The organism is Nocardia sp. NPDC019219 (assembly GCF_040632645.1).
Lineage (GTDB): Bacteria > Actinomycetota > Actinomycetes > Mycobacteriales > Mycobacteriaceae > Nocardia > Nocardia sputorum.
Genome location: NZ_JBEYCG010000023.1, coordinates 37,069 through 62,340, shown reverse-complemented (window position 1 = coordinate 62,340; position 25,272 = coordinate 37,069). Strand labels below are relative to the sequence as shown.

Annotated in this window: 25 protein-coding genes; 14 read left to right on the top strand and 11 right to left on the bottom strand. The window is 69.9% G+C overall.

Annotated elements, in window-relative coordinates; translation table 11 throughout:
- Position 1 precedes the first annotated feature (1 nt).
- Positions 2 to 1,126 (top strand): amidohydrolase family protein, encoded by a 1,125-nt coding sequence (locus ABZ552_RS31605; protein WP_357441563.1) that lies wholly within the window; start codon positions 2 to 4, stop codon positions 1,124 to 1,126.
- A gap of 36 nt (positions 1,127 to 1,162) precedes the next feature.
- On the opposite strand, the gene ABZ552_RS31600 is transcribed toward ABZ552_RS31605, so the two are convergent.
- From ABZ552_RS31600 to fabG, 4 genes are read right to left on the bottom strand one after another with little or no spacing between them, the layout of a single operon-like run.
- Positions 1,163 to 2,437: a sugar ABC transporter substrate-binding protein gene (locus ABZ552_RS31600; protein WP_357441561.1), complete on the bottom strand. Its 1,275-nt coding sequence runs from the start codon at positions 2,435 to 2,437 to the stop codon at positions 1,163 to 1,165.
- Positions 2,434 to 3,255, bottom strand: a complete 822-nt coding sequence (locus tag ABZ552_RS31595; protein ID WP_357441559.1) for a carbohydrate ABC transporter permease — start codon at positions 3,253 to 3,255, stop codon at positions 2,434 to 2,436. The genes ABZ552_RS31600 and ABZ552_RS31595 overlap by 4 nt, the downstream gene beginning before the upstream one ends.
- A complete protein-coding gene (locus ABZ552_RS31590; RefSeq protein WP_281874192.1) occupies positions 3,245 to 4,111 on the bottom strand; it encodes a sugar ABC transporter permease in 867 nt (288 codons plus the stop codon). The genes ABZ552_RS31595 and ABZ552_RS31590 overlap by 11 nt, the downstream gene beginning before the upstream one ends.
- A 55-nt stretch (positions 4,112 to 4,166) precedes the next feature.
- Positions 4,167 to 4,919 carry a 3-oxoacyl-ACP reductase FabG gene (gene fabG, locus ABZ552_RS31585; protein WP_281874190.1) on the bottom strand — a complete coding sequence of 251 codons (753 nt, stop codon included), beginning with the start codon at positions 4,917 to 4,919 and terminating at the stop codon, positions 4,167 to 4,169.
- Positions 4,920 to 5,083: 164 nt separating this feature from the next.
- Here fabG and ABZ552_RS31580 point away from each other — a divergent pair, with 164 nt between their 5' ends.
- Positions 5,084 to 5,554: an SRPBCC family protein gene (locus ABZ552_RS31580; protein ID WP_281919043.1), complete on the top strand. Its 471-nt coding sequence runs from the start codon at positions 5,084 to 5,086 to the stop codon at positions 5,552 to 5,554.
- A gap of 15 nt (positions 5,555 to 5,569) precedes the next feature.
- Here ABZ552_RS31580 and ABZ552_RS31575 read toward each other — a convergent pair whose 3' ends face one another.
- Positions 5,570 to 5,761 (bottom strand): hypothetical protein, encoded by a 192-nt coding sequence (locus ABZ552_RS31575; RefSeq protein ID WP_281874186.1) that lies wholly within the window; start codon positions 5,759 to 5,761, stop codon positions 5,570 to 5,572.
- A 379-nt stretch (positions 5,762 to 6,140) separates the two neighbouring features.
- Here ABZ552_RS31575 and ABZ552_RS31570 point away from each other — a divergent pair, with 379 nt between their 5' ends.
- On the top strand, positions 6,141 to 6,698 hold the full coding sequence (locus ABZ552_RS31570; protein ID WP_281874184.1) for a TetR/AcrR family transcriptional regulator: 558 nt from the start codon (positions 6,141 to 6,143) through the stop codon (positions 6,696 to 6,698).
- A 194-nt stretch (positions 6,699 to 6,892) separates the two neighbouring features.
- Here the strand turns inward: ABZ552_RS31570 and ABZ552_RS31565 are convergent, their stop codons facing one another.
- Positions 6,893 to 7,057, bottom strand: a complete 165-nt coding sequence (locus ABZ552_RS31565) for a hypothetical protein (RefSeq protein WP_357441555.1) — start codon at positions 7,055 to 7,057, stop codon at positions 6,893 to 6,895.
- 189 nt (positions 7,058 to 7,246) lie between these two features.
- Between ABZ552_RS31565 and ABZ552_RS31560 the strand changes: the two genes are divergently transcribed.
- Positions 7,247 to 8,488: a PepSY-associated TM helix domain-containing protein gene (locus ABZ552_RS31560; RefSeq protein WP_357441553.1), complete on the top strand. Its 1,242-nt coding sequence runs from the start codon at positions 7,247 to 7,249 to the stop codon at positions 8,486 to 8,488.
- A gap of 8 nt (positions 8,489 to 8,496) precedes the next feature.
- On the opposite strand, the gene ABZ552_RS31555 is transcribed toward ABZ552_RS31560, so the two are convergent.
- Complete coding sequence (locus ABZ552_RS31555; protein WP_281919039.1) at positions 8,497 to 9,150, bottom strand: LysM peptidoglycan-binding domain-containing protein; 654 nt, start codon at positions 9,148 to 9,150, stop codon at positions 8,497 to 8,499.
- 179 nt (positions 9,151 to 9,329) lie between these two features.
- The gene (locus ABZ552_RS31550; protein ID WP_357441551.1) at positions 9,330 to 9,884 is read right to left on the bottom strand and encodes a peptide deformylase; all 555 of its coding nucleotides are present in this window, start codon (positions 9,882 to 9,884) and stop codon (positions 9,330 to 9,332) included.
- Positions 9,885 to 9,930: 46 nt separating this feature from the next.
- On the opposite strand from ABZ552_RS31550, the gene ABZ552_RS31545 reads away from it, so the two are divergent.
- The 4 genes from ABZ552_RS31545 (at position 9,931) to ABZ552_RS31530 (ending at position 13,138) form a co-directional block, all read left to right on the top strand.
- A complete protein-coding gene (locus tag ABZ552_RS31545; RefSeq protein WP_357441550.1) occupies positions 9,931 to 10,479 on the top strand; it encodes a PadR family transcriptional regulator in 549 nt (182 codons plus the stop codon).
- Positions 10,480 to 10,669: 190 nt separating this feature from the next.
- Positions 10,670 to 10,870 (top strand): hypothetical protein, encoded by a 201-nt coding sequence (locus tag ABZ552_RS31540; RefSeq protein ID WP_281874173.1) that lies wholly within the window; start codon positions 10,670 to 10,672, stop codon positions 10,868 to 10,870.
- Between the two features lie 458 nt (positions 10,871 to 11,328).
- A complete protein-coding gene (locus ABZ552_RS31535; RefSeq protein ID WP_281919037.1) occupies positions 11,329 to 12,570 on the top strand; it encodes an oxygenase MpaB family protein in 1,242 nt (413 codons plus the stop codon).
- Positions 12,571 to 12,943: 373 nt separating this feature from the next.
- Entirely contained in the window at positions 12,944 to 13,138 is a 195-nt protein-coding gene (locus tag ABZ552_RS31530) for a hypothetical protein (protein ID WP_063023499.1), read from the top strand.
- Between the two features lie 106 nt (positions 13,139 to 13,244).
- Here ABZ552_RS31530 and ABZ552_RS31525 read toward each other — a convergent pair whose 3' ends face one another.
- Entirely contained in the window at positions 13,245 to 13,499 is a 255-nt protein-coding gene (locus tag ABZ552_RS31525; protein ID WP_281874166.1) for a hypothetical protein, read from the bottom strand.
- Positions 13,500 to 13,502: 3 nt separating this feature from the next.
- Here ABZ552_RS31525 and ABZ552_RS31520 point away from each other — a divergent pair, with 3 nt between their 5' ends.
- The 5 genes from ABZ552_RS31520 to ABZ552_RS31500 all read left to right on the top strand — a co-directional run bounded on the left by ABZ552_RS31520 (position 13,503) and on the right by ABZ552_RS31500 (position 20,165).
- Positions 13,503 to 14,723: a sensor histidine kinase gene (locus tag ABZ552_RS31520; protein ID WP_357441547.1), complete on the top strand. Its 1,221-nt coding sequence runs from the start codon at positions 13,503 to 13,505 to the stop codon at positions 14,721 to 14,723.
- Positions 14,720 to 15,397, top strand: coding sequence for a response regulator transcription factor (locus ABZ552_RS31515; protein WP_281919035.1), 678 nt, complete (start codon positions 14,720 to 14,722; stop codon positions 15,395 to 15,397). The genes ABZ552_RS31520 and ABZ552_RS31515 overlap by 4 nt, the downstream gene beginning before the upstream one ends.
- 175 nt (positions 15,398 to 15,572) lie before the next feature.
- On the top strand, positions 15,573 to 16,517 hold the full coding sequence (locus ABZ552_RS31510; protein ID WP_357441545.1) for an alpha/beta hydrolase: 945 nt from the start codon (positions 15,573 to 15,575) through the stop codon (positions 16,515 to 16,517).
- 16 nt (positions 16,518 to 16,533) lie between these two features.
- Positions 16,534 to 18,453: an ABC transporter ATP-binding protein gene (locus ABZ552_RS31505; RefSeq protein WP_357441543.1), complete on the top strand. Its 1,920-nt coding sequence runs from the start codon at positions 16,534 to 16,536 to the stop codon at positions 18,451 to 18,453.
- A complete protein-coding gene (locus ABZ552_RS31500) occupies positions 18,450 to 20,165 on the top strand; it encodes an ABC transporter ATP-binding protein (protein ID WP_357441541.1) in 1,716 nt (571 codons plus the stop codon). Before ABZ552_RS31505 ends, ABZ552_RS31500 begins: the two co-directional genes overlap by 4 nt.
- 67 nt (positions 20,166 to 20,232) lie before the next feature.
- Here ABZ552_RS31500 and ABZ552_RS31495 read toward each other — a convergent pair whose 3' ends face one another.
- Positions 20,233 to 20,985: a hypothetical protein gene (locus ABZ552_RS31495; RefSeq protein ID WP_357441540.1), complete on the bottom strand. Its 753-nt coding sequence runs from the start codon at positions 20,983 to 20,985 to the stop codon at positions 20,233 to 20,235.
- Positions 20,986 to 21,012: 27 nt separating this feature from the next.
- Between ABZ552_RS31495 and ABZ552_RS31490 the strand changes: the two genes are divergently transcribed.
- Positions 21,013 to 24,219: a BTAD domain-containing putative transcriptional regulator gene (locus tag ABZ552_RS31490; protein ID WP_357441538.1), complete on the top strand. Its 3,207-nt coding sequence runs from the start codon at positions 21,013 to 21,015 to the stop codon at positions 24,217 to 24,219.
- Between the two features lie 12 nt (positions 24,220 to 24,231).
- Here ABZ552_RS31490 and ABZ552_RS31485 read toward each other — a convergent pair whose 3' ends face one another.
- Entirely contained in the window at positions 24,232 to 24,972 is a 741-nt protein-coding gene (locus ABZ552_RS31485) for an NAD(P)H-binding protein (RefSeq protein ID WP_281874151.1), read from the bottom strand.
- Positions 24,973 to 25,272 lie beyond the last annotated feature (300 nt).

The following is a 25,272-nucleotide window of genomic DNA, read 5'->3' as shown; positions in this document are numbered from 1 at the left end:
GATGACCGTTTCCCGATTCCGCAGGACGATGACCAGGCGTGGGGCGCTGAGCGGCGCCCTCGCGGGAACGCTGGGCGCGGCCGCGACCGCGGCGATCGCTCGCGCGAACCCGGTTCGCACTCGGCAACCCGCGCCGTCGGGCACCTACCGGATCGACCTGCACGCGCATTTCCTCCCGCCGGACTACCGCGCGGCGTTGCTCGACCACGGTCACGTCACGATCGGCGGATACCCGACCCCGGACTGGTCGCCGGAACACGCGCTGGCGTTCATGGACTACTACGGCATCCAGGCGCAGGCGCTGTCGGTGTCCGACCCCGGCGTGTCGTTCCTGCGCGGAAAAGAGGCCAGCGACCTGGCCCGTTATTGCAACACCTACGCGGCGGGACTGTTGCGGACGCATCCCAAACGTTTCGGCGCCTTCGCCGTGCTGCCGATACCCGATATCCCCGCCGCCATCGCGGAGGCCGTCTACGCGCTGGACGAACTGCGGCTCGACGGTGTGGTCCTGCTGTCCGCCTACGACGGCAGCTATCTCGGCGACCCCCGTTTCGAGCCGTTGCTGATCGCGTTGAACCAACGCAACGCCTACGTCTTCGTGCACCCGGCGGCCATCCCCGCCGACGCCAAACCGAAGCTGCCGCTGCCGGATTTCCTCGAGGAATTCACCTTCGACACCACCCGGGCGGCGACCTTGATGATGGTCACCGGCATGACGCAGCGCTACCCGAACATCCGTTTCCAGCTGGCGCACGCGGGCGGGACGCTCCCGTTCCTGTCCCACCGCGTCGGCGTGGCCGCGCAAACGGTGATCGGCGAACTCTGGCCCGCGGACCTGCCCCGGCCGTCGATCCTCGACACGCAACGCCAGATCGCGAACTTCTACTACGACACCGCGCTCAGCGGATCGGCCGCGGCGATGGCGAGCGTGCTCGCGGTCAGCTCCCGCGACCACGTCGTCTTCGGTTCGGACTGGCCATTCAGCGCGCTCACCCTGCCGCAATCGGGCACCCACGATCCCGCTCCCGGCCTCAGCGACATCTTCGACGCCGATCAGCGGATGGAGGTCGAACGGATCAACCCGTTGCGGCAGTTGCCCCGGCTGGCCGCGGCGGTCGACGCGTGAGCGGCCGTCGCCGCACGCCAGAGGGGCTGCGGTCGCTCAGTTCCGCGCGACCGCCTCCTCGGCCGCGGCGCGGGCACGTGACAGCGCCTCCGGCACCGGAATCCGGCCCAGATACATTTCGGCGAGGATCGGGTCGACGGCGCGCAATGCGGCCGGGAAACCCGGCCCGCCACCGGAAGAGATGCGCGGGCCGCGCAGCACGTCGAAGAAGGGGGCGACGTCGACCCCCTTCCCGGCCCAGTAGTCGCGATAGCGCTGCTGTTCGGAGACGACTGCCGGGATGATGGCGCCGCCTTCGGCCAGAAAGCGATTTCCCGGGCCGCTGCCGAGCCAGGCCAATACCCGGCGTACCGCGTCCGGATGCCGGGTGGCCGCGTTACCGGCGACGCCGATCGCGTTGTTCGTGCTCACCCGCCCGGCCGGGCCCGCGGGCAGCAACGCGACGCCCCAGGCGAAGCGGGCCTGCTCGGCGATCTGGGCGAGATTGAACGTTCCGGACTGGAACAGCGCCAGTTTTCCTTGCAGGAACGCGTTCTTCGCGAAGTCGGGATTGGCGTTGGTGTCCGCGGGCGAGGGCGTGAGTCCGTCGGCGATCAACCGCACCAGATAGTCGAACGCCGCCACGCCCTGCGGGCTGTCGAAGACGAAGTGATCGCGATCGTCCTGGAAGCGCGCTCCCGCCGAGCCCAGATAGGGCAGTTCGACGGACTGGAAGTCGCGGCCCCCGTTGTAGGCGTACGGGGCGACCGCCGCCAACCGGCGCAACAGCGGGCGTAAGGCGTCGTCGCCGTCCGGATTCCACCGCAGCGCGTTCAGCTCCGCGGGATCCACGTGCGCGGCCGCGAGCAAGTCGCGGTTGTAGTAGACCGCTGTCCCGGCATCGACGAATTGCGGGACAGCCCAGAGTTTTCCGTCGCGGGTGTACTGCGCCACCGCCGACGGGTCCCAGGCTGTCACGGCCTCGGGACCGAGTGCCGCCCCGATGTCGATCAAGCGTCCGGCGTCGGCGTAGTCCTCGTACAGATTGGTCCAGAACAGGTCGTCGGCGGTGCCTCCGGCCACGTCCAATCGCAGCTTCTGCTGATACGACGACCACGGCACCACCGTGATCCGCACGTCGATGTCCGGATTCGCCTGTTCGAATTCCGCGAGCGAGGCACGATAGGCGGGGACGAGGCTCTCGTCCCAGATCCGCAGCCCCAGCACCGTGCGGCCGGACCCGTCGCCGTCGCGGCCGAGCCACAGGACGGCCGCGACCAGCAGCACCGCGGCGAGCGCGAGGGCGACCACCACGCGGGTCGAGGTCCTCATTTCACTCCCGTCCACGCGATCGAGCGCAGCACCTGCCGCTGGAAGATCACGAACAGCACCACCAGCGGCGCGATGGCCAGTGTCGTGGCCGCCATCACCAGCGTCCACTGCGCGTTGTACCGGGTCTGCAGGTTCGCCGTCGCCACGGTCAGCACCTGCCACGAGCGCCCGCTGCTCGCGACCAGCGGCCACATGAAGTTGTTCCATTGCGAAACGATCGTGATCAGCGTCAAGGTCGCCAGCACCGGCCTGCTCATCGGCACCATCACGTGCACGATGATGTCGAGGGTGTTCGCGCCGTCGAGCCGCGCCGCCCCGATCAGCTCCTGCGGGATCGCCCGGAAGTACTGACGCAGCAGGAAGATCGCGTAGGGCGAGCCGAATACGAACGGCAGCACCAGCGCCCAGAACGTGTTCAGCAGGTCCAGTTGCGCGAACATCAGATAGAGGGGGATGAGCGTCACCATCGGCGGCACCATCATGGTGGCCAGGTACATCCAGAACAACGCGTCCCGGCCCGGGAATTCGGTGCGCGCGAACGCGTATGCCGCCAGCACCGAGGTGACCAGCTGGCCCCCGGTGACGAACGTCGTCATCAGGGCGGTCACCAGCACCGCCCGCCCGAATCCGTAGTCCAGCACCGTCCGGAAGTTCTCCGCGGTGATCGGATGCGGAAGGGCCAGCGGCGATCCGGTGGCGAACTGCTCGGGCGTCTTGACCGCCGTGAGCGCACTGAGCAGCAGGGGAGCTACGGTCAGCAGAGCCCCGGCGGAGAGCGCCGCGTAGGCTGCCGCCGAACGAAGGCGATCAGAACTCATAGGTGGTCCGATTCCGGAAGTAGCGGTGCTGCGCCATGGTGATCGCGAACATCACCGCGAACACCACGAGCGCCATGACGGCGGCGCGGCCCGGACGGGCCGCGTCGAACGCTTCGGTGAAGATCCGCATCGCGAGGACGTCCGTGCGATCGCCCGGCCCGCCCTTGGTCAGCGCGTACACCGTGTCGAAGGTCTGGAACGCGCTCAGCACGCCGGTGACCAGGACGAAGAACATGGTGGGACGCAGCAGCGGAAGGATCAGCCAGCGAATCCGCCGCCAGCCGGTGGCACCGTCCAGCGCTCCCGCGTCGAGTATTTCGCTCGGTATCGCGCGGATCCCGGCTACGAAGAACAGCGCCACGTACCCGAAGTTCGCCCATACGCTCACCGCGGCCACCGACGGCAGCGCCAGCGCCGGATCCGACAACCACTCGACGCGCCGGCCGAGTACGGCGTTGACGGCGCCACCGGTGGGCGCGAACATCCACTGCCACACCACACCCACCGCCACCGGCGCGCACATCCACGGCAGCGTGTACATGACCCGCAGGCTCGTCGCGCCGCGCCGTCGCGCCAGCAACGCCGCGACCGCGAAACCCAGCACGGTCTGCGCGGGCACCACGATCGCGGTCAGCGCGAGCGTCACCAGCAGGGCATGGCCGAACGCGGCGTCGGTCAGCACCGAGCGCCAGTTGCGCAGGCCCACGAAATCCAGCGGCCCCAATAGGTTCCAGCTGTGCAGACTGAGCCAGGCCACCACCAGGATCGGCGCGATCAGGAACGCGCCGACGCCGAACAGGCTCGGCAGCAGCAGAACATAACTCGTCACGCTACGACGAGCCCCAAGCCGGTTCATGTGCTGCGACGTTACCGCCCCCGCCCACCTCCACCCCGCGGGCGGGGCGGCGTCGTCAGTCGGTCGGACCGCCCGCCACGTAGATCACCTGGCCGGATACGAAACCGGCGCCCTCGCTGACGAGGAACGAGGCGGTGTGCGCGATGTCCTCCGGAGTTCCCACGCGCTGCACGGGAATCTGCGCGGCGGCCGCCTTCTGGAAGTCCTCGAACGAGACGCCGACGCGCTCGGCGGTGGCGGCGGTCATGTCGGTGACGATGAATCCGGGCGCGATGGCATTGGCCGTCACGCCGAACTTGCCCAGCTCGAAGGCCAGGGTCTTGGTGAAGCCCTGCAGGCCGGCCTTCGCCGCCGAGTAGTTGGCCTGGCCGCGATTGCCGAGCGCCGAGGTGCTGGACATGTTCACGATCCGCCCCCACTTCTGCTCGACCATGTACTTCTGCACCGCGCGGGTGAGCAGGAATGCGCCACGCAGGTGCACGCCCAGCACCGCGTCCCAATCCGCGACGCTCATCTTGAACAGCAGGTTGTCGCGCAGGATGCCCGCGTTGTTCACCACGACGGTCGGCGCGCCGAGCTCGTTCTCCAGCTGCTGGACGGCGGCGGCGACCGATTCCTCGTCCGACACGTCGGCGCCGAGCGCGCGGGCCTGTCCGCCCGCCTCGGTGATCGCGCGGACCGTATCGGCGCAGGCTGCCGCGTCGAGGTCGAGCACGCCGACCCGAAGCCCGTCCGCCGCCAAGCGCTTGGCGATCGCCGCGCCGATCCCTCGTGCGGCGCCGGACACTACTGCAACTCGCTCGCCCATGAGCGCGTCCCTTCGTCGGTCGGATATCGGATCAGTCATACCGCACCGGCCCGCCGTCGTGTCCGGGACCGGCCGTCGATCTCGGGGCCCGGATCGGCGCGGAATTTCCACCGGTCTCGAGCAGAAGGCTTGCCCAGCTCTCGGCCCGATGCTTCGATCGGCACGTGACCGACCAGAACGAGGTTCCCCGTATCGTCAGCGCCAGCCGCGAGATCAACGCGGGCCCGGCGGACATCTTCGAGCTCATCGCCGATCCCGCCGAGCAGCCGCGCTGGGACGGCAACGACAACCTGGCCGAGGCCGCGACCGGGCAGCGGGTGCGCGCAGCCGGTGCGGTGTTCAGCACGACGCTGACCAACGGAGCGGTGCGCGACAATCACGTCGTGGAGTTCGCCGAGGGCAGCCGCATCGCGTGGCGCCCGTCGGAGCCCGGGAAGGAGCCGCCCGGCCACCTCTGGCGCTGGGAGCTCGAGCCGGTGGGCGAGGGCCGCACCCGGGTCACGCACACCTATGACTGGACGTCGCTCACCGACGAGAAGCGCCAAGTCCGCGCTCGCGCGACTACCGCGGACAAACTCTCGGCCTCCCTCGACCGCCTCGCCGCACTCGCCGAGCAGCAAAGGGTTTCGTCCTAGCGGTAACCGATCGCGTCAGCGCGGGCCGGCGGATCGGGCCGGCAGCAAGCCGATCAGTCCGGCTTCCTGTCCTTGGGTGCTGATCATGTCGCGGGCGGTCTGCTCGACCACGCCGCCGTGCAACAGGCGATCCGCGGCCTGCGCCATCTGGATGCCGCCGACGGTCGCGCACGAGCGCCGGACCCAGCTGGTGATGGACGAAGTCATGGACATACCGGCCCTCGGCGGTGAGGGCGCCTTTCCCGTGTGCCCGGTTACGGTCCCGTGCGGTCTCGGACGGCTGTGGTCGGCTCCGAGCGTGGGCTGGTGCGGCTGTCGTGGTGGTGACAGCGTCGTGGTGTCCGAACGATCCGGTAGGGCGTGGTGGCGTCGAAGGAGCGCCGGATCCGGCGCGGCGCGACGGCGTCCCTACCCGCCGAGTCGAGCCGATCCGGCTCCGTCGCCGTGCCGGACACTATTGTCCGGTATCGCACGTAGTGTGCGCGAGGTGACGGCCGCGCGTCAGTGGGGGTGCGGCTCGTACCGCCCGTTCCCGGGCGTTCGGCGCGGTGCGGGCGGTCCGTCCCGGTCCGGTAACCTTGCCCGAATGACCTCGCCACGCCGTGTGAACAGGGGGCCGAAGGCGGCGGCCGGCAACCGGGCGGCCTTGATCCAGGCGGCGCGAGAGGTCTTCGCCGACAGCGGATTCGACGCGCCGTTCAGCTCCATCGCGCGGGCCGCGGGAGTCGGGCAGGGCGTGCTCTACCGGCACTTCCCGACCCGGGAGAGCATCGCGCTGGCGGTGTTCGAGGAGAACATCGACGGCATCGAGGCGCTGGCGGCCGATCCCGCGGTCACCGTGGACGATCTGCTGGCGATCATGGTCGACCAGATCACCACCTCGGCGGCCTTCATCGCGATGATCCATCCCACCAACACCGAGGACATGCGCCTGTTCGAGGTGGCGCGACGGCTGATCACCCTCATCGCGGAGAAGCTCGAGGACCCGGCTCAGCGCGGCACGATCAGTGCGGACATCACCACCGCGGACGTGGTCCTGGCGCTGGCGATGCTCGCGGCCGTGCTGTCGAAGACCGACGCGCAATCGAAGAAGGAGACCGCCCGGCAGGCGTGGGCGTTGCTGGACCGCGCGCTGCACGACTGACGGCGAGGGAGCGCGTGGCAGTGCGCGTTCAGCACGAGCGATCGATCGACGTGAGCGCGTCTGCGACCCGGTCGAACGAACGGATGATGTGCAGCAGGCCGTTGGCGAATTCCCGTTGCCCGACGTCTATCCGGTTTCCGACGACAGCGGGCGCGCAACCGGTGTACCGTGGCGTCGGCGCCGCGGGTGCGCAGTCACACTGCGGCGGCACGTGTGTGCCGCTGTGCCGGACCGTGCACGGCGACAACGCTTTCGGCGGTATGTGCGGCGGAGTCGGTGATGATGTCGACCATTTCGACGGGTTCGTCGGCGAGCCCGATCGGATCGTGGATCTGCGCGATCTCGGCGGTGATCGCCATGTGGTCGATGCAGCAGCGCAGTAGGAGGGCCAGCCGGCGCAGGTGTCCGGGAGCGGGCGGACCGGCGCGCCTGCGGGGGTGAGGCTCGCCAAGCGGTGCCGGATGGGGTGACCTCGCGTGCAACGGGGTCGGCCGGGCGATGCGTCCTGCCTGGGCTGGGAAGGCCGGTTTTGAAGTTAGCCTATCCTTATGAACGCGACCGCGGTGGTGCCCGAGCCTGGCAAGCGGATCGTCGCAGCGCGCAGGCGAGCCCGGAAACCGGTGCGCCGCAGGCTGATCATGATCCACCGCTGGTCGGCGTTGCTGCTCGGGCTGGTCCTGGTGATCCAGTCCACCTCGGGCGCGGTCCTGCTCTACCACGCCGAACTGTTCCGGGCCCAGCACGCCTCGTTCTATCGGCACACCGACGGACCGCCGGTGCTCGACAGCGAGCAGGCCGTCGCGCTGGTTCGTGCCGCCGATCCCGATTTCGACGTCGGCTGGGTCGGCGCCGACGGCGGTGTGCTCGTGATCGGGAACATCGACTACACCGCCGCCTACTCCGTCGATCCCGGCACCGGGTCGATCAACGAGCGGGTGCAGCTGACCGACGGACTCTTGGGCTGGCTGGCCAATCTGCACAACTGCGCCTTCGGCTGTGCGCGGTACTCCGGCGCGATCCCGGTCCTGGAGAGCAAGGCGCCGGTCATCCACATCAAATGGGGGGCAGTGATCGTGGGCTCGCTCGGCCTCCTGCTGGTATCGCTCGCGGTGTCCGGTGCGGTCATCTGGTGGCCGTCGCTCAAACGGCTGCGCCATGGGTTCCGGGTCCGGCTGGGAAAGGGCCGCTTCGCCCGGGACCGCGACCTGCACAACCTGATCGGCATCATCGCCGTGCCGTTCCTGCTGGTGTGGGGCATCACCGGCATCACCATCGAATGGCCTGCCGTGCAACGCGCCTGGCTGGTCGCCACCGGCGGGAACGCCGTTCTCGAACGCACCGAGAAGTCGTTCGTGCCGCGGTCCGGCGGTGCGGGCCGGGCCCCTCTCTCCCTCGGCGAGGCCGGTGAGATCGCGCACCGGGCCGCGCCGGGCCGGCTCGCCTACCTCGTGCTACCCACGGATACCACCCCGTACTACCGCGCCACGGTCGCCGGCGCCTATTCCCCGCGCGAGCACCGCCTGTTCTACAGCGGCGACGTGCTGGTCTACGTGAACGCCTACGACGGCTCCGACATCAAGGTGGTCGACGCGAGCCACGACCGGCCGCTGGCGAACACGTTCTACGCCAAAGTCTTCGAGCCCGCCCACTTCGGCTGGCTGGTGAACGGCTGGTGGCGGCTGATCTGGCTTGCTCTCGGACTGACTCCGCTCGCCCTCGCCGTCACCGGTCTGTCGACCTGGCTGGTACGGCACCGGACCCGGCGCCGCGGCAACCGCGCGGCGACGTAATCGAGGAGCTACGACGGGAAGTAGATCACCTGGCCCGCGAAGATCGTGTCGGGGTCGCCGATGTGGTTCGCCGCCGCGGCGACCCCGACGCGGGTGTCCAGATCACTGGTGCCGTACACATGGCGGCACATCGTGCGCAACGTATCGCCCGCGACGCTTCGGCGACGGTTCAGGCCGGGCACGACGAGCACGTGGCCGGGCGCCGGTTCGGCGCCCGAAAGGTGGTTCGCCAGTTCGATCACCAGCGCGAGATGCTCGTCGCCGTACCAGCGTTCGGCCAGAATCGCGAGGGTCTCGCCTTCGACGACCGTATGGTGGCCGACGTCGCCCAGTTCCGGAATGTGCAACCAGGCGCCCGGCTGTATTTCCCGTTGTGCCACACCGTTGACGACTTCCCAGATCAACTGCACGCCGGTGTCCTCGGTGCCGTAGTAGCGCTGGGTGATCTGCCTGCGCGTCGCGGTGGAGTCGGTCGTGGTGACGAGATGCCGCCGCGTGATGTAAGGAATCCAGAGTTGCTGTCCGACATCGATCGAATCCGGGTCGGCGAGGTGGTTCTGGCGCGCGATCGCCGGGAACAGGCTGCTGTCCCCGTACTCGCGATGCGCGATCCCGGAGAGGGTGTCGCCGGGGTGGACTTCGTATTTCTTCAACTGTTCCACCTACTCTGATCGGGCGGCGAATGTCGCCGCGACTGCGTTCCTGCGGAATCTCTCGTCGCCGCCGGTGGCGTCGGGCCGACCGCGGATATCCGCGGGGTGTTTCCGCACCACCGAATGCTCGCCGGGATCGGCGGCGCGATCGTGAGTACCCGACTACTCGTTTTCCCGGGCACCTGGGATCACGGGGTATCCGTGCCGGGAAGCCAACTGTTGCCGGGCTGGGTCCAGTGCCGGTCTTTGATCATGCGACGGGCGGCTCGCTTGTTTCTGCCGAGGAGGCGTTCCAGATAGAAGCGGCCGGCGAGGTGGTCGGTCTCGTGCTGGAGACAGCGGGCGAGGTAGCCGGTGGCTTCGACGGTGACAGAGCGCCCGGTCCGGTCGACGCCGGTGACCTCGGCCCAGTGCGCCCGCCCGGTGGGATACCACTCGCCCGGCACGGACAGGCACCCCTCCAAGTCGTCGGGATCCGGCATCGTCTCCGGGAGCGGGGAAGTCCGCAGGACCGGATTGATCACGTGGCCCCGGTGCCGCCGGCCCCCGTCGACCAAGTCGTAGACGAACACCGCCCGTGGGTCCCCGATCTGGTTGGCGGCCAGGCCTGCCCCGTTGGCGGCGGTGTTGGTGTCGAACAAGTCGTCGACGAAAGCGGCGAGGTCGTCGTCGAAAACGGTGACGGGGATCGCCGGCGTGGTCAGCCGCGGATCACCGGCGATGAGGATCGGTCGGACAGTCATGTCCGAGAGGGTACTCAAATACGAGTAGTCGTGTCAGACTAGCGGGGTGAACGAGACCCGGTTGTTCGTCCTCGCCGCCTTGGCCAAACGCGGCCCCATGCACGGCCATCAGTTGCGCCGCGATGCTCGCCTGGATCGCGCCGACCTGTGGTCGCGGGTCAAACCCGGATCGCTCTACGGCGCGTTGCACCGGATGGCGGGGGAAGGGTTGATCCGGCCGCTGCGCACCGAACAAGACGGCGCGCTGCCCGCGCGCACCGTCTACGAGATCACCGACGAAGGGCGCCGGGAGCTGCGGGCGCTGCGCGACGAAGCCTTCACCGAAGTGGACATCCGCCCCGATCCGGTGGATCTCGCGCTGGCCGTCAGCGACGATCTCGACCGCGAACTGCTGCGCGGATACCTCGAAGAGCGCCTGGCCGCACTGCGAGCACGACGTTCCCGCGTCGAGCACCAGCTCGACCGGCGCTGGCCCGACCAGAGCGCCGCCGACGACCTCATCGTCGAACACGCCACCATGCGTATCCAGACCGAAATCGATTGGCACGAAAAGGTGCTCGCCGATATCGACAAATTGGACGCCGCGCGCTCGTGACCCGAGAGACGTGCTCACCGCAGACGTTTCGGCCACCGATGACGGGTACTCACGGAGGCCGTTGCGGGGCAGTTCTTTTCGATCGTGTGAAGATGCGCCGGGGCTGATTGGGTCACCAGGTGCCGGGTAGCACCAAGACGTGGCGCACAGAGCCACAGTCGGTTTCATCCGCTACCGAAAGGAGCAAGTGATGGCAGACCAGAACAACCCCGGGCAGTTCGGCAACCGCTCCGACACCGAGGAGCAGGCGCGCCGCGGCGGCCAGGCCAGCACCGGCAGCTTCGGCGAACGCAACTCCGCCGATCCGAGCGCGGCCGGGCGTAAGGGCGCCGAAGCTCAGCCCACCGAGGCCAAGGCGCGTGGCGGCCAGCACAGCCACGCCGGTCGCTGACGTCGACCGGACAACACGGGCCGGGCGGTACAACCGCCCGGCCCGTTCCGTGTCCGGGGTCCTGCTGTCGAGGTGCCTTCCAGTGCATGCGGATCGGAGCCGATCGCCGAGGCGCTTCCGCGCCGAGCGCTATGTGACTATCGATTAGCGATGTAACCGGGCGTCGTATGAGGTGATGCCGCTACCGCTTCCGCTGGCTTTGGGGTAGCGGACGATTGTGGAACGTGTGTCCGAATGCTGCGAATATGCTGTTCATACCTGGTGATCACCTCGTCGGCGGTGGCGCCCGAGCGCGGCGTGAGCGGGTGAGAACAAGTTCTGAAAAGTGGAGACAACGAGGCATCCATCTTGCTAAGTTAATGACTGTTCTTCTCGCTTGCGACGGCGAGCTGGCGGGCGTCGCACCACACGTCGCATCATCACGGTGACGCCCGCGCTCAATGAGGAGTGGCGCAGACATGGATCGACTCAGCAGGCGTAATGCCTTGAAGGCCGGGGGCGTACTGGGCGCGTTCGGCGCTCTGGCCATGGTGACCCCGGCGCGCGCGGAGCCGTGGACGTGGTCACCGCAGGGTTCGGTGGCGGGCACGGGAGACGGGGCCGACCCGCTCACCGTGTGGGATCCCGAGGTGGACCAGCTGGTCGCCTCACTGGTGGACCGGGGGGAGGTACCGAGGGTCAACGAGTTGTTGCGCACCTGGACCAGGAACGGCCAGCCGCTGCCCGCCGGGCTGCCGACGGAACTGCGCGACTTCATGGAATACGCCCGTCAGTTGCCGCCCTGGGCGGATCGGGGCAAGCTGGCCGCCGCGGTCGAGTTCAACAAGAAGCGCGGCCTGTATCTCGGCGTGCTGTACGGCCTGGCCAGCGGCATGATGAGCACGGTCATTCCCAAGGAGGCGCGCGCGGTCTACTACTCCAAGGGCGGCCATGATCTGAAGGACCGCATCTCCAAGACCGCCAAGCTCGGCTACGACATCGGGACCGCCAATGCCTATGGCCCCGACGGCGAGATGGTCGTCACCTGCTTGAAAACCCGGTTGGTGCACGCCGCGGTGCGCCACCTGCTGCCGCAGTCCCCGCACTGGGTGCACTCCGCCGAGGAGGACATCCCGATCAGTCAGAACGACATGATGGTCACCTGGCACAGCCTGCCCACGACCGTCATGAAGCATCTGACCGCGTGGAACGTGCCGATCCCCGCCGCCGAGTCCGAAGGGTTCCTGCACTCGTGGCAGGTGTGCGCGCACATGCTCGGCATCCGGGACGAGTACATCCCGAACTCGTGGGCCGAGGCCAACTCCCAGGCCGCCCAGGTGCTGGACCCGATCCTGGCGGCGACCCCCGAGGGCGCCAAGCTCGCCGACCGCCTGCTGCGCCTCGGCGCCAATCTCGATCTGGCCATCCTGACCAAGCCGGTGCTCGGTGCGTTCACCCGCTTCCTGCTCGGCGACAAGATCGCCGACGGGCTGGCCATCGCCAGGGAGCCGGTCTGGGACCCGCTGCTGCGGGTGAGCTGGGGGCCGTTCATCGCCGTGCGCGAAGGACTGCTTCCGGTGGTGCCGCTGGCGCCGGATGCCTACTGGTTGTTCGACGAGTTCCTCCGGCAGGCGGCCCTGGTCTACCTGGCCGAACTGGAGATGCCGATCAGCATCGAGATCCCGACGATGAACCGGGACATGAACCGACCGCCCCGCTGATTCGCCGCCGCTGCCACGCCGGGTTCCGGCGCGCCGGCGACCGGTGCCCGGGCGGCAGGCGCGCAGCCGCAGGTCAGGGGGTGGCAGTCTGCTGCCGAAGAGTGCTTGAGCCCGCGGGCGTTAGCTAGTAAGTTACTAATTATTCTTTGTATGAGATCACCGAGATGAGTCGCACCTCGTCATCAGCGCCGGTACGGCGGTCGGCCCAGCCGAGGATAAGCGACATATCTCCAGCTAAGTTATGAGGAGTTCGTCATTCAATGAGCCATTGGACGCTGGGTCCGCTGCATGGCTCGACCGCGATGCGATCGATGTCCGGAAGCGGAGCGGGATATGCCGCATCGGTAGCGACACGCCGAACAGTGCCGCGGCGATGACAAATCCGCAGCATATCCGGCATATCCATATCGAATCCGGCGCCCTGATCCTGGATTACCGCGCTTGTGCGGAACAGGCCAGGAGCGTGGCCGCGGGCTTGGCGCGCAGTCATCCGGAGTTGATCGTCACCATCGATGACGACGTCCACGTCGAGTTGCCGGAGTTGCCCTGCGGCGATCTCTGGCGGTGAGTACCGCAGGTCGAACCTCTTCCGGCCCGACGGCGTTTGCCGCGCCACGCATCCGGGCGAAGTGCTCGACCGGGAGCGATGAGTCGGCGCCCATGGCCGCGCCCGCTCAGCGCTCGTACGCGCGCCAGGCGAAGTTCTCGCGCCGCTCGACCAGAGTGCCGTGCGGCGATTGCGGGGATTCGTCGCGCACCCTTGTGCGTCGACCGGAGCAGGAGCAGTCCGGAAACCCGGTCGTCCCGTCGACGGGATCGGCTCGCCTACGCACGTACGCGTAGGCGAGCCGGGGGCGGCTGCGTCGATCGTCGTAGCCGGTCGCGCGTCCGCGCGGGAGCGCGAGCACTCGGGGATGCCGTACGCTCACGGCATGGTTGTGCAGGCGGCGTCGCGACGGCTGTCCGCCTGGTTCTCGCGCCGGCCCGCCTGGTTTCCGGATGTCCTGCTGGCGTTGTTCGTCACCGTGATCCAGGTGCAGAGCGCCGCGATCCCGGTGCCGCTCGAGCCGGCGTACACACCGGTGTCGGGTTTCGGATATGTCCTGCTGATCGTCAGCGGCCTGGCTGTGGCCGCGCGCCGGACGCAGCCGGTCGCGGTGTTCGTGGTCACGGCGCTGGCCAGCCTGGTCTATTTCGGTCTCGGCTTCCCCGACCGCGCTTCCTATCTCGCGCTTTTCGTCGCCCTGTACACCCTCGCCGCCTACGGAGACGGGCGGCGATCGCTGCTGATCGCCGGTGGGGGCATCACGGTGCTCGCCCTCGGCTGGCTGATCGCCGCGGCGGACATCAAGCCGCTGGTGGCCATCGGCTGGGTGTTCTTCCGGATCGGCGCGTCGGTGATCAGCACGATCCTCGGTGAGTCCGTGCGATCCCGCCGGGTCATCGCCGCCGACGCGCAAGAACGGGCGGAACTGGCCGAACGGTCCCGCGACGAGGAAGCCAGGGCGCGGGTCGACGCCGAACGATTGCGCATCGCCCGGGAAGTCCACGACACCGTCGCCCACGCGATCGCGATCATCAACGTGCAGTCCGGCGTCACCGCGCACGTGCTCGACAAGCGACCGGAACAGGCCCGGGAAGCGTTGCGCACCATCGAGCAGACCAGTTCGCGGGCACTGCGGGAGATGCGCGCGATTCTCGGGGTCCTGCGCGATGGCGACGAACGCGAGCCGTACCCGGGCCTCGACCAGATCGACGAACTCGTCGGCAAGGCCCGCGACGCCGGGCTCGACATCGCTGTCGAGCAGACCTCCCCGGTGACGCCGCTGCCGAGCGCGGTGGGCAGCGCCGCGTATCGCATCGTGCAGGAATCGATCACGAACGTGATCCGGCACGTCGGCCCGACCAGAGTCACGGTGGCGCTCGAACCCGGTATCGACACCTTGCGGATACGGGTGGCCGACGAGGGCCGCCGCGACTCCGCGCAGGTCCCGGCGCGTCCCGACGGCTCACCCACGACCGGCCGCGGCATCGTCGGAATGCGCGAACGCTGCCTGCTGCTCGGCGGTGAACTCGACGCGGTGGCGCGTCCCGGCGGCGGATTCGAGGTCACCGCCCGCCTGCCCCTGACCCCGGTCGGATCGGGCCTGTGAACTCCACGCCACCGATCAAGGTCCTGCTCGCCGATGACGAACGCCTGGTCCGTTCCGGCTTCAAAGTCCTGCTCGACCTGGAAGACGACATCACGGTGGTCGGTGAAGCCACCACCGGCGCGGAAGCTGTCGAACTCGCGCGTGCCACTCGCCCCGACGTCGTCCTCATGGACATCCGTATGCCGCGGCTGGACGGGATACGCGCCACCGCGCAGATCGCGGCGGCCGCCGGGATGGAGCAGGTCAAAGTGCTGATCCTCACCACCTATGACACCGACGAGAACGTCTTCGACGCTTTGCAGGCGGGCGCGAGCGGATTCCTGCTGAAGGACGCGGGACCCGCCGAGCTCTTGCACGCCATCCGGGTGGTCGCCGCCGGTGACGCGCTGCTCGCGCCGCGGGTCACCCGCCGCCTCATCGGCCAGTTCACCGCCCAGCGCAGAGCCGCCAAGTCCGCGCAGGAGCGGCTGGCCGTGCTGACCGACCGCGAGCGCGAAGTGCTGGCGTTGGTGGGGCAGGGCATGAGCAACGACGAGATCGGCGCCGCACTGTTTCTCAGCCCGGCCACCGCACGCACCCACGTCAGCCGCGCGATGGTGAAACTGGGTGCGCGCGACCGAGCGCAGTTGGTCGTGATCGCCTACCAGACCGGGCTGACCGATCCCACGCAGTAGCCGGTGCCGTGCAGCGTCGCGAATAACGTGAATTCCGTGCGCATCTCGCTGCCGAGTGCGCGAGGGGGTACGACGACCGGCGCAGCCGATCGCGATCGTCGTACGCGTATTCACGTAGACGGCGACTCCCGTCGCCGGAAGCCGAGCATGCCCGGCGGGCGCGACGATCGACGGCATGATCCTGGATCCCGAACTCGAAGCAGCTGTTCCCTTCTTCCCCCCGGCCGACCTGTCCGACCCCGGCACGGCCCGGGCGCACCTCGCCGCGCTGGCCGCCGCGATCCCGGCGCCGGCCACCGCGCACCTGGACATCGAGAACCGCACGGTGCCAGGCGTTGTCGAGGTGCCGGTACGAATCTATCGGCCCCGCGAGGCGCGGGGCGCGATCATCTGGCTGCACGGCGGCGGATTCGTCATGGGTGATCTGGACACCGAACATCCGTGGGCCACGCTGCTCGCCGGCAATTCCGGCGCGACGGTGATCTCGGTGGGCTACCGCTTGGCCCCCGAACATCCGTTCCCCGCCGCCCACGACGACGTCTACGCGGTGCTGACCTGGACCGCCGAGCACGCGGCCGAGCTGGGCATCGACCCGGCGCGGATCGCGATCGGCGGCCACAGCGCCGGCGCGGGCCTCGCGACCGCGGTCGCCTTGCGCGCGCGCGACGAGCAGGGACCGCCGATCCGTTTCCAACTGCTCAATCAGCCCGTCCTCGACGACCGGCAGCAGGCCTGGTCGGCGCGCACCTTCACCGACACGCCCTTCCTGACTCGGGCGAAGGTCGCCCAGATGTGGCAGCACTACCTGGGCGTCACGCCCGCGACGCCGTACGCCGCGCCCGCGCGGGCCACCGACCTGTCCGGGCTGCCGCCCGCCTACATCGCCACCGCCGAGTTCTGCCCGAACCGCGACGACGACATCGACTACGCGCTGCGCCTGCTGCGAGCGGGCGTGCCGGTCGAACTGCACCAGTGGCCGGGCACCTTCCACGGGTCACAGGCGGTCATGTCCGCCGACGTGTCCCAGCGTCAGAGCGCCGAACTCGCCGCCGCCCTGCGCCGCGCCCTGACTGCGGAGGCGTCGGCGGCCTCCAAGACCACAGTCTCCCAAGGTATTTGACGAAGGCGGGAGAACGATGACCATCATCGAACTCGCCGACGCGAGCAAGCAGACCACCCCACCCGCGCCGGACGTCGATTCCCCGGCGGAGCCGAGCACGGCGACCTTGCTGCGCCCCTACGCGGGCGGTTTCGCCGCCGTCGTCGTCCTGCAGATCGTCGGCGCGGTCGCGGGCCTGGCGCCCTTGCTCGCGGTTGTCGAGCTGGGACGGATTCTTCTGTCGCCTAACGCTATCGATCACGATCATGTCCGGATGATCGTGCTCGCGGGCGCGGCCGGACTGTTCGTCCGGCTGCTGTGCACGGCCGCGTCGTCCGGCATCGGGCATCTGCTCGACGGCCGGGTGCAACTGTCGTTCCGCAGGCAACTGGCCGCCCGCCTGGGGCGGGTGCCGATCGGCTGGTTCTCCCGGCGCGGCAGCGGCGAGCTGGCGAAGATCGTCGGCGAGGACGTCGATGCCGTGCATCCGCTCATCGCCCACGCCCCGGGCGAGCTCGTCGCCGCATTCGTGGTGCCGCTGGTGTCGCTGATCTATCTGTTCACCGTCGACTGGCGGCTCACCCTGATCACGCTGGTACCGGTCGTGCTGGCGGTGGCGCTCGTACCCCTCATGATGACCCCCACCCGGTTGCGTGAGCAGAAGGAATTCGACGCGGGAATGGGCCGGATCGCGAGCGCGACCGTCGAGTTCGTCCAGGGCATCTCGGTGGTCAAGGCGTTCGGCTCCGGCGAGCGCGCCCACCGCAGGTTCCGCACCGCCACCGACGATTTCGCGGACTCCTTCCTGCGCATGGTGCACGGACTGGCCGGGATCGGCGCGGCGATGCAGGTGGTGCTGTCGCCGCCGTTCGTGCTGCTGGTCGTGCTGCTCGGCGGAGCGGTGCTGATCCCGAGCGGTTCGCTCGCCCCGGCGGATCTGCTGCCGTTTCTGCTGCTGGGACTCGGCCTGACCGCTCCGGTCGCCGCGCTCGGCCACGGCTTCGACGATCTGCAGGCCGCGCGGCGCGCGGTCGGCCGGATCCGGGACGTGCTCGCGGTGCCGTCGCTGCCGGAGCCCGCGCACCCGACAGCGCCGCGCGGGCACCGGGTGGAACTGCGTGACGTCCGGTTCGGTTACGAAGCCGAGCACGAGGTGCTGCGCGGGATCGACCTGGTACTCGAGCCGGGGACGGTCACCGCGATCGTCGGGCCGTCGGGAAGCGGGAAATCCACACTGGTGCAGCTGTTGCCCCGGTTCTACGACCCCACCCACGGATCGGTCCGGCTGGGCGGCGTCGATCTGCGCGCACTCGGCAGCCGGGAGCTCTACCGGAAGGTTTCCTTCGTCTTCCAGGACGTACGGCTGCTGCGCGCCTCGGTCGCGGACAACATCGCGTTGGCGGTACCGCGGGCCGACCGCGACGCCGTGGTCCGGGCAGCGCGGCTGGCGAACATCCATGATCGGATCCTCGAGCTGCCGCGCGGCTACGAGACGGTCATCGGCGCCGATGCCGGATTGTCCGGTGGTGAGGCGCAGCGGATCGCGCTCGCACGCGCGCTGCTGGCCGACGCGCCCGTTCTCGTGCTCGACGAGGCGACCGCCTTCGCCGATCCGCAGACCGAGCGCGCGGTGCGCCGAGCCCTGACGACACTGAAGGGCGATCGGACGATCCTGGTCATCGCGCATCGGCTCGAGACGATCGCCGACGCCGACGCCGTCGTGCTGCTGGAGAACGGCCAGATCGTCGAACGCGGCAACCCCGCCGAATTGGTGGCGCGGGGAGGGAAGTTCGCCGACTTCTGGCGGTCGCAGCGATCCGCCCGAACCGATGACATCGAAACCCTCGGCGGCGTGCTGCGGCGCGAGATCGGAGCGTGGGGCGGCCGCCGGAACGCGACCACCCCGCGGCCCGCCGACGTCACCGACCAGGCATCGCGAGGAGGCGAGTCCCGATGATCCGCATCCTGCTGCGCGTGCTGGGATACGAGTACGCCCGGCCCGTACGTCGCACCGTGGCCCTGATGACGGCCACCTCGATCGCCGAAGGTCTGTCCTACGCGCTCCTGGCCCCGGTGCTGCGGGCGCTGTTCGGGAACACGCCCACCGACGCGTGGCCCTGGCTGATCGCGTTCGCAGCGGCGATCGCGGGTTACGCGGCGCTGCGCTATCGCAGCGATCTGTCCGGATTCCTCGTGGGAACCACGCTCTTGCGCGGGGTCTATCGCCGCTTCGGCGATCACCTGGCCCGACTGCCGCTCGGCTGGTTCACCGCGCGCCGCGTCGGAGAGGTGTCGGTGCTGGCGAGCCAGGGTGTGCTGCAGGCGATGAGCGTGATCGCGCATCTGCTGGCACCGATGATCAACGCCGCGGTGACTCCGCTGACGATCGTCGCCGTGCTGCTCGCCTACGACTGGCGCATGGGGCTGGCCGCGCTGGCCGCCGTACCGGTCGTGGCGGCGATCCAGATCTGGACCGGACGGTCGATGGCCGCCGCCGACGCCGAACGCACCGAACGCGCCGAGGAAGCCACGGGCCGCGTCATCGAATATCTGCAGGCGCAGCCGGTGCTGCGGGCAGGCGGCCGGACCGCCGAACGATTCCGCTTGCTCGACGACTCGTTGGCGGGACTCGAACGCGCCTCCCGCCGCGCGATGCTGTCGGCGCTGCCCGGCATCGTGGGCCTGGCGCTCACGGTCCAGGCGATGTTCACCGCGCTGCTGGCCCTGGGCGCTTACCTGGCGCTCGGCGGCGACGTCGGTGCGGCGGAGATCCTGACCATCCTGGTGCTCGCCGCCCGCTGCGCGGACCCGCTGCTGGCACTGTCGGAAATCGCGGGCAAACTCCGCAGCGCCCGTTCCGTGCTTGCCGGTCTGGACACTCTTTTGGGCACCGAGCCGCTGCCGGAACCCCGCCGGCCCATCCGGCCGGCCGGACACGACCTGGCGTTCGAGTCCGTCGTCTTCCGGCACGGCGGCCGTACCGTGATCGACGACGTGTCGCTGTCGGTGCCCGAGGGACGGCGGGTCGCCATCGTCGGACCGTCCGGCGCGGGCAAGAGCACACTGCTGCAGTTGGTCGCCCGGTTCTACGACGTGGACGGCGGCACCGTGCGGGTGGGCGGGGCCGACGTGCGCGCGATCGGCACCGACGTGTTGATGGAGCGGATCGCCATCGTCTTCCAGGACGTCTACCTCTTCGACGGGACCATCGAGGAGAACGTGCGCCTCGGCCGTCCCGGCGCCGACGAAGCCGACGTGCGGGCCGCGGCGCACGCGGCCCGGCTGGACGAGGTGATCGAGCGGCTGCCCCGCGGCTGGGCGACGAATGTCGGCGAGGGCGGCGCGCTGCTGTCCGGTGGTGAGCGCCAGCGCGTCTCGATCGCGCGAGCGCTGCTGAAGAACGCGCCCATCGTGCTGCTGGACGAGGTCACCTCCGCGCTGGACCCGGTGAACGAGGCGGCCGTGCACAACGGCATCGAGCGGCTGATGGCGGGACGCACGGTGGTGATGGTCGCGCACCGCCTGCGGACCGTTCGCCGGGCCGATCACATCGTCTTCCTGGACAACGGCCGGATCGTCGAAGAGGGCAGCCACGACGAGTTGCTGCGCCACGGTGGCCGTTACGCCGACTTCTGGGCGATGTCCACGGCGACGGTGGCGAGCGAATGAGGTACCGGCACCGCGGCTGCCCCCGAGCCGCGGTGCCGGCTTCTCGGCTCGATCCGGAGCGGCCCGATCACGCGGTCCGCTCGTGGTCCGGTGCGGACGGGCCGCGCGTGTGCTTCGCCCAGCGGCGCAGTCCGGCCGGGCTGCGCAGCATCAGCACGCCGATGGCGGCGACGGCGATGCCGCGCGGCGCCTCGTAGATGAATCCGGACAACCCCTGGGTGGCGGGAATCGGCAGGAAGAACCCGACCATGCCGAGCAGTGTGAGCACCGCGATCCAGCGGGGAATCGTGTTGTGGCGCAACAAGCTCGCCCCCAGCAGACCCATGCCGCCGAGCATGACCAGACCGCCGATCGAGTTGAACAGCGCGAACGCGGTCGTATCGATCATGTTGTCGTTGTCCGCGATCAGATGCGCGGTGGCCGGGTCGTGCGCGAAGGGATAGGCGACGAACAATTCGACGGTGAGGTGCCCGGTCGCGGTGACGATATTGCCGAGCAGGTAGCAGACCGTGCCGAGGAACCCGGCCGTGCCGAGTCGCGGCCGCAGCCACGCGTACATCCCGGGCAGGCCGAGCACGAGCAGGACGGTTCCGATACCGAGCAGCGTCTGGGCGATCGGTGTCCCCGGGCTGGTCAGCGCCTCGACCGAGTGGCCTTTGCGCGCGACGATCGGGTGCAGCGTGCCGCCCGCGATGCACAGGACGCCGCCGATGGTCAGCGCGGCGCCGCACATCCGCAGTACAGTCTCGCGAGAGGGACCGCCTGCGGTCCGCTCGTCGCCGGTGGCCGGGGTTGGCAGGAGTGCTTGCGTGTGTGTCATGAGCCAAGAGTCGACGAGGGCGCTGGTGTGACGCTGGTGCGCGGCCGGTCCGGCGACGACCCGCCCGCCATCGCGGTGCTCGGGCCGCTGGAGGTGCGCGGCCCGGACGGCGCTCGCATCACCATCCCGGCGCGCAAACACGCCGATCTCCTGGTCATCCTGGCGGCCGAGCGCACCGCTCGCAGCGCGCGGTATCTGTGCGAATTGTTGTGGCGCGGCAGGCCGCCCGAGAGCGCCCTGGTCACCCTCCAGGGCTATGTGTCGCGGTTGCGCAGGGCGTTGCGGCCCCTCCCCGAAGTGCGGATCGAGACGGGCCCGAACGGCTACGTGCTGCGGTGCGGCGGCTCGGGCACCGACCTCGACCTGCTCGACGTGCTGTCCAGGGACGCCCGCGCGGCGCACGCCGACGGTGACGTCGCACGCGCCGTCGATCTGCTCGAACGCGCGCTGCGACTGTGGCGCGGCGACGCGCTGCCGGACGTCGGCGACATCGCCGAACTCGCGCCCGAGCGGGCGCGTCTGGACGAGCTACGGTCGGAACTGGTCGAACTGTGCGCGGAGGGCTTGATCGTGCTGGGCCGGGCCCGGCACGCGGTCACCCTGCTCACCGACGAGCGCGAGCGGCATCCGCACCGGGAAGGCACGGCGCGGTTGCTGGCGCTGGCGCTGCGCGACTGCGGACGGGTCTCCGAGGCGCTCGACGTGCTCACCCGGCTGCGACGTGCGCTGCGCGACGAGTTCGGCCTCGATCCCGCGCCCGGCACCGCCCGGGTCGAGAACGAGATCCGCAATCCGCCGCAGCCGCCGTCGCCCGGACGGTCGGCCCTCGTCGGGCGCGACGACGTCGCCGCCGTTCTCGACCGCGCCCGTGACCGGTCGCAGCGAGGGCTGGTCGTCGTGACCGTGCGCGGCGCGCCCGGCATCGGCAAGACGGCCGTCGTCGAGGACAGCGTGCGACGCCACGGCGACACGGCCTTCTTCACCGCGGGCAGCAGCGGCGGGGGTTCTTCGGCCTTGGCGACGTTGACGCCGTGGCTGGATCAGGCAGCGCTGGCCGGGCGCACCGTTCCCGGGATCCCGACGCCGCGCGCCCTCGCCACGCTGTTCGCGGAAGTGGTGCGGGAGACCGGCCGGATGGTCGCGGTCATCGATGACGTGCAGTGGGCCGACCCCGACTCGGTGCGAATGATCGCGGCGGCCCTGCGCGTGCTGCGCGCCCATCCCGTCCTGCTGCTGCTCACCATGCGGCCCGAGCCCCTCCCGCCCGAGGTGGACGCCGCGGTGCGGCTGCTTCGGGACGCGGGTTCGGCTGTCGCGGTGCATCTTTCGCCGCTGTCCGACTCGGCCGTGGCGGAGCTGGTGCGGGTGGATGCGGGCTCGTCGGCTCCCGAGGCGCAAGCTCAGATCGTCGCGTTGAGCGGCGGCAGCCCCTTCGTCGCGGCGCAACTGTGCGATCTCGTGCGGGCCGGACGTCCGCTGGACGTCGGGGGCGCGGCCACCGAGATCACGGCGGCGAAGTTGGGCGGCGTTTCGCCGTCGGCGCGAACGCTCGCCGAGGTGCTGGCCGTCATCGGCCCGCACGCTCCGGTGGGATTGGTCGCCGCCGCCGACGGCGCGCCCGAGTTCGACGACCGGATCGGCGAACTCGTCGCCGCGCGGGTGGTCTCGATCGAGGACGGTGTCGTCGCCTTCGGGCACGAACTCGTGCGCGCCGCCGTGCTGGCCACGATCGGCGCCGTCCGAATAGCCTTGCTGCACAAGCGGATCGCGGACGCTCTTGCCGACGTGCGACCCGGCGCACTTGTGGCGCAGGCAGTGCATCGCAGCGCGGCCGCGCTCGATTCGCTGGATCCCGCCGCCGCGAACGCCTGTGCTGCCGCGGCGCGGGACGCGCTGCGGCGCGATGCGGCCACCGAATGCGCCGAACTCGCCGCGCGCGGGCTGCGGCACACGGATCCCGGTGACGCGCAGGCGGCGATCGAGTTCGATTGGCTCGCCGGACAAGCGCACAACCGCCTGGGCCGATACGACGCGGCCGCCGCGTGTTTCGACCGCGCGGGGCGGCGCTGCGGTGAACGCGGTGACTGGGCCGGGCTGGCGCGGACCGCGCTGCTGGCCGCACCGCGCGGCGTAGCCGGGTATTTCTCCGGATACGGTGTGGTGCAAACGGGTTCGCCGGGATTACGGGCGCAGGCGCTGGCGCACCGCCTCGATCTCGACGCCGATCTGGTGGCCGAGGTGGAGGCCATCGAGGCCGCCGATCGCGCCATCCACGGCCTCGCGGGCGATCTCGACGCCTTGGCCGAAGCGCGGGCGCGGAGCGCACCGGGCAGCCGGTCGTGGCCGCAGGTGCTGCTGGCCGAGTTCGTCTGCACCTGGGATCCGGCGACCGTCGCCGACCGGCGCAAGATCGCCGAGGAACTAGAGGAACTCGCCGGACACGATCGCGCTGCCCGGGCGACGGCGGTCCATCTGCGCCGGGTCTGCGCGTTGGAGGCGGGCGACCTGCGGTTGGTGCGCCGGTTGTCGGCCGAATTCGCCCGGCTCGCCACCGACGGCGGCACCGACCTCGCGGCCACCCAGCTCTGGTGGCAGGTGATGCTCGCGGTGCTGCGTGGCGATTACCAGCGGTCCCAGGCGCTGATGACGCGCTTCGCCGCCGATCTGGGAGCGGTCGACGATCAGGCCCGGTTGCTCGCCGAGGCCTCGCTGCTGACCAGTAGTTCGATCGAGCTGTGGCACCGCGGACGGCTCGGCGAGGCACTGGCCGAGGCGGACCGCATGGCCGAGGACTTCGACGAGGACTTCGCGCTCGTGGTCGCGATGGCCGCGGCGGAGCTCGGGGACCACGCCCGGGCGATGTCGTCGATCGAGTCGATTGTCGCGCTGCCGGGGAGATGGCATGGTCCGCGCGTCGTCGTGCGGGTGCCGCTGCTGCTCGAGGCGCTGCTCGCGGTGGGTCAGGCGGCGCCGCGGCAGCGCGACCGGGTAGTGGAGCTCACCGCCGGACTCGAACCGCTGACCCAGGGCTGGGGCGAGACGCTGCTCGTGCAATGGCCGGGCCTGGTGTGCCTCGGGCCGTCCGGCCTCTACCGCGGCACCGCACGCGGAATCCTCGGTCTCCCCGGCGCGCGCGACGAGGTGGTGGCGGCGCGCGACCGTGCGCGTGCGCTGGGCGCACGGCCGTACGAGTCACGGGCAGAGGACCGGCTGACCAAGTGGCCGTTCGCTTGATCGATCGGCGGTTCAGTGCGTGTTGCGGAGCCATTCCCGGTAGTGCGTGGGCGCCAGGCGCGCGTCCGGGCCCGCGGTGAGCACATCGCCGGGGACGGCGGCGAACATGCCCGCGGTGTCGTCGGTGACGACGGTGCGGTCGTCGTGCCGTGCGGCGAGGGTGAGCCTGCCGAGTTCGTCGAGGGTGAACACATCCGGGCCCGCGACGTTGCGGATCCCGCCCAGCGGGTCTCCGGTGGCGACCTCGACGACCGCGTCGACGACATCCGCCGCGGCGATCGGCTGGATCGGGGTGGCGGGCAGACGGACGGTGTCGCCGTCGGAGGTCCAGGACAGCACCGCGTCCATGAACTCGAAGAACTGCGTGACGCGCACGATGGAGTACGGCGTCGGCCCCTGCCGCAGCAGGTCTTCCTGCAAGGTCTTGGCCCGGTAGTAGTCGAGCTGGGGCACTCGGTCCACGCCCACGATCGACAGCACGACCTGGTGCCCGACACCGGCGTTCTGCCCAGCGGCGAGCAGATTGCGCATGGAGGTGCGGAAGAACTCCAGCGAGGCCTCGTCGAAGGTCGGCGAGTTCGCCAGGTCGACCACGACCTGCGCGCCCTCCAGCGCCTGGTCCAGTCCTTGACCGCTGATCAGGTCGACACCGGTGGACATGGCGGCGGGGACGGCCTCGTGTCCGGCCGCGGTCAGCTTCCGGACCACCTGCGACCCGATCCGCCCCGTACCGCCGATGACTGTGAGCTTCATGGTTTCTCGCCTTTCGCGGTCGGCCACCGGGCACCCCGGCGGTTGATGGCGGGCGATTGCTATGGCTTCTGCGGCCGAGCCAGCATCCCACTGGCTAATCGGCGGCGGGGCCAGTTCGCGATCCCGCACGACAGAACCGTTATCGGTTCGTTCCGGTCCTGGTACCGCGTCTGCTCGGGCGACGGGTTCGCCGGTCAGTCGCCGGTGCCGACGGCCCGGAACCGGTGGCCGTCGTCCACCCACTTCGCGCCGTCCCGTCCAGCGACCGGTACCGCACCGGTGTGGACGAAGGCGATTCCG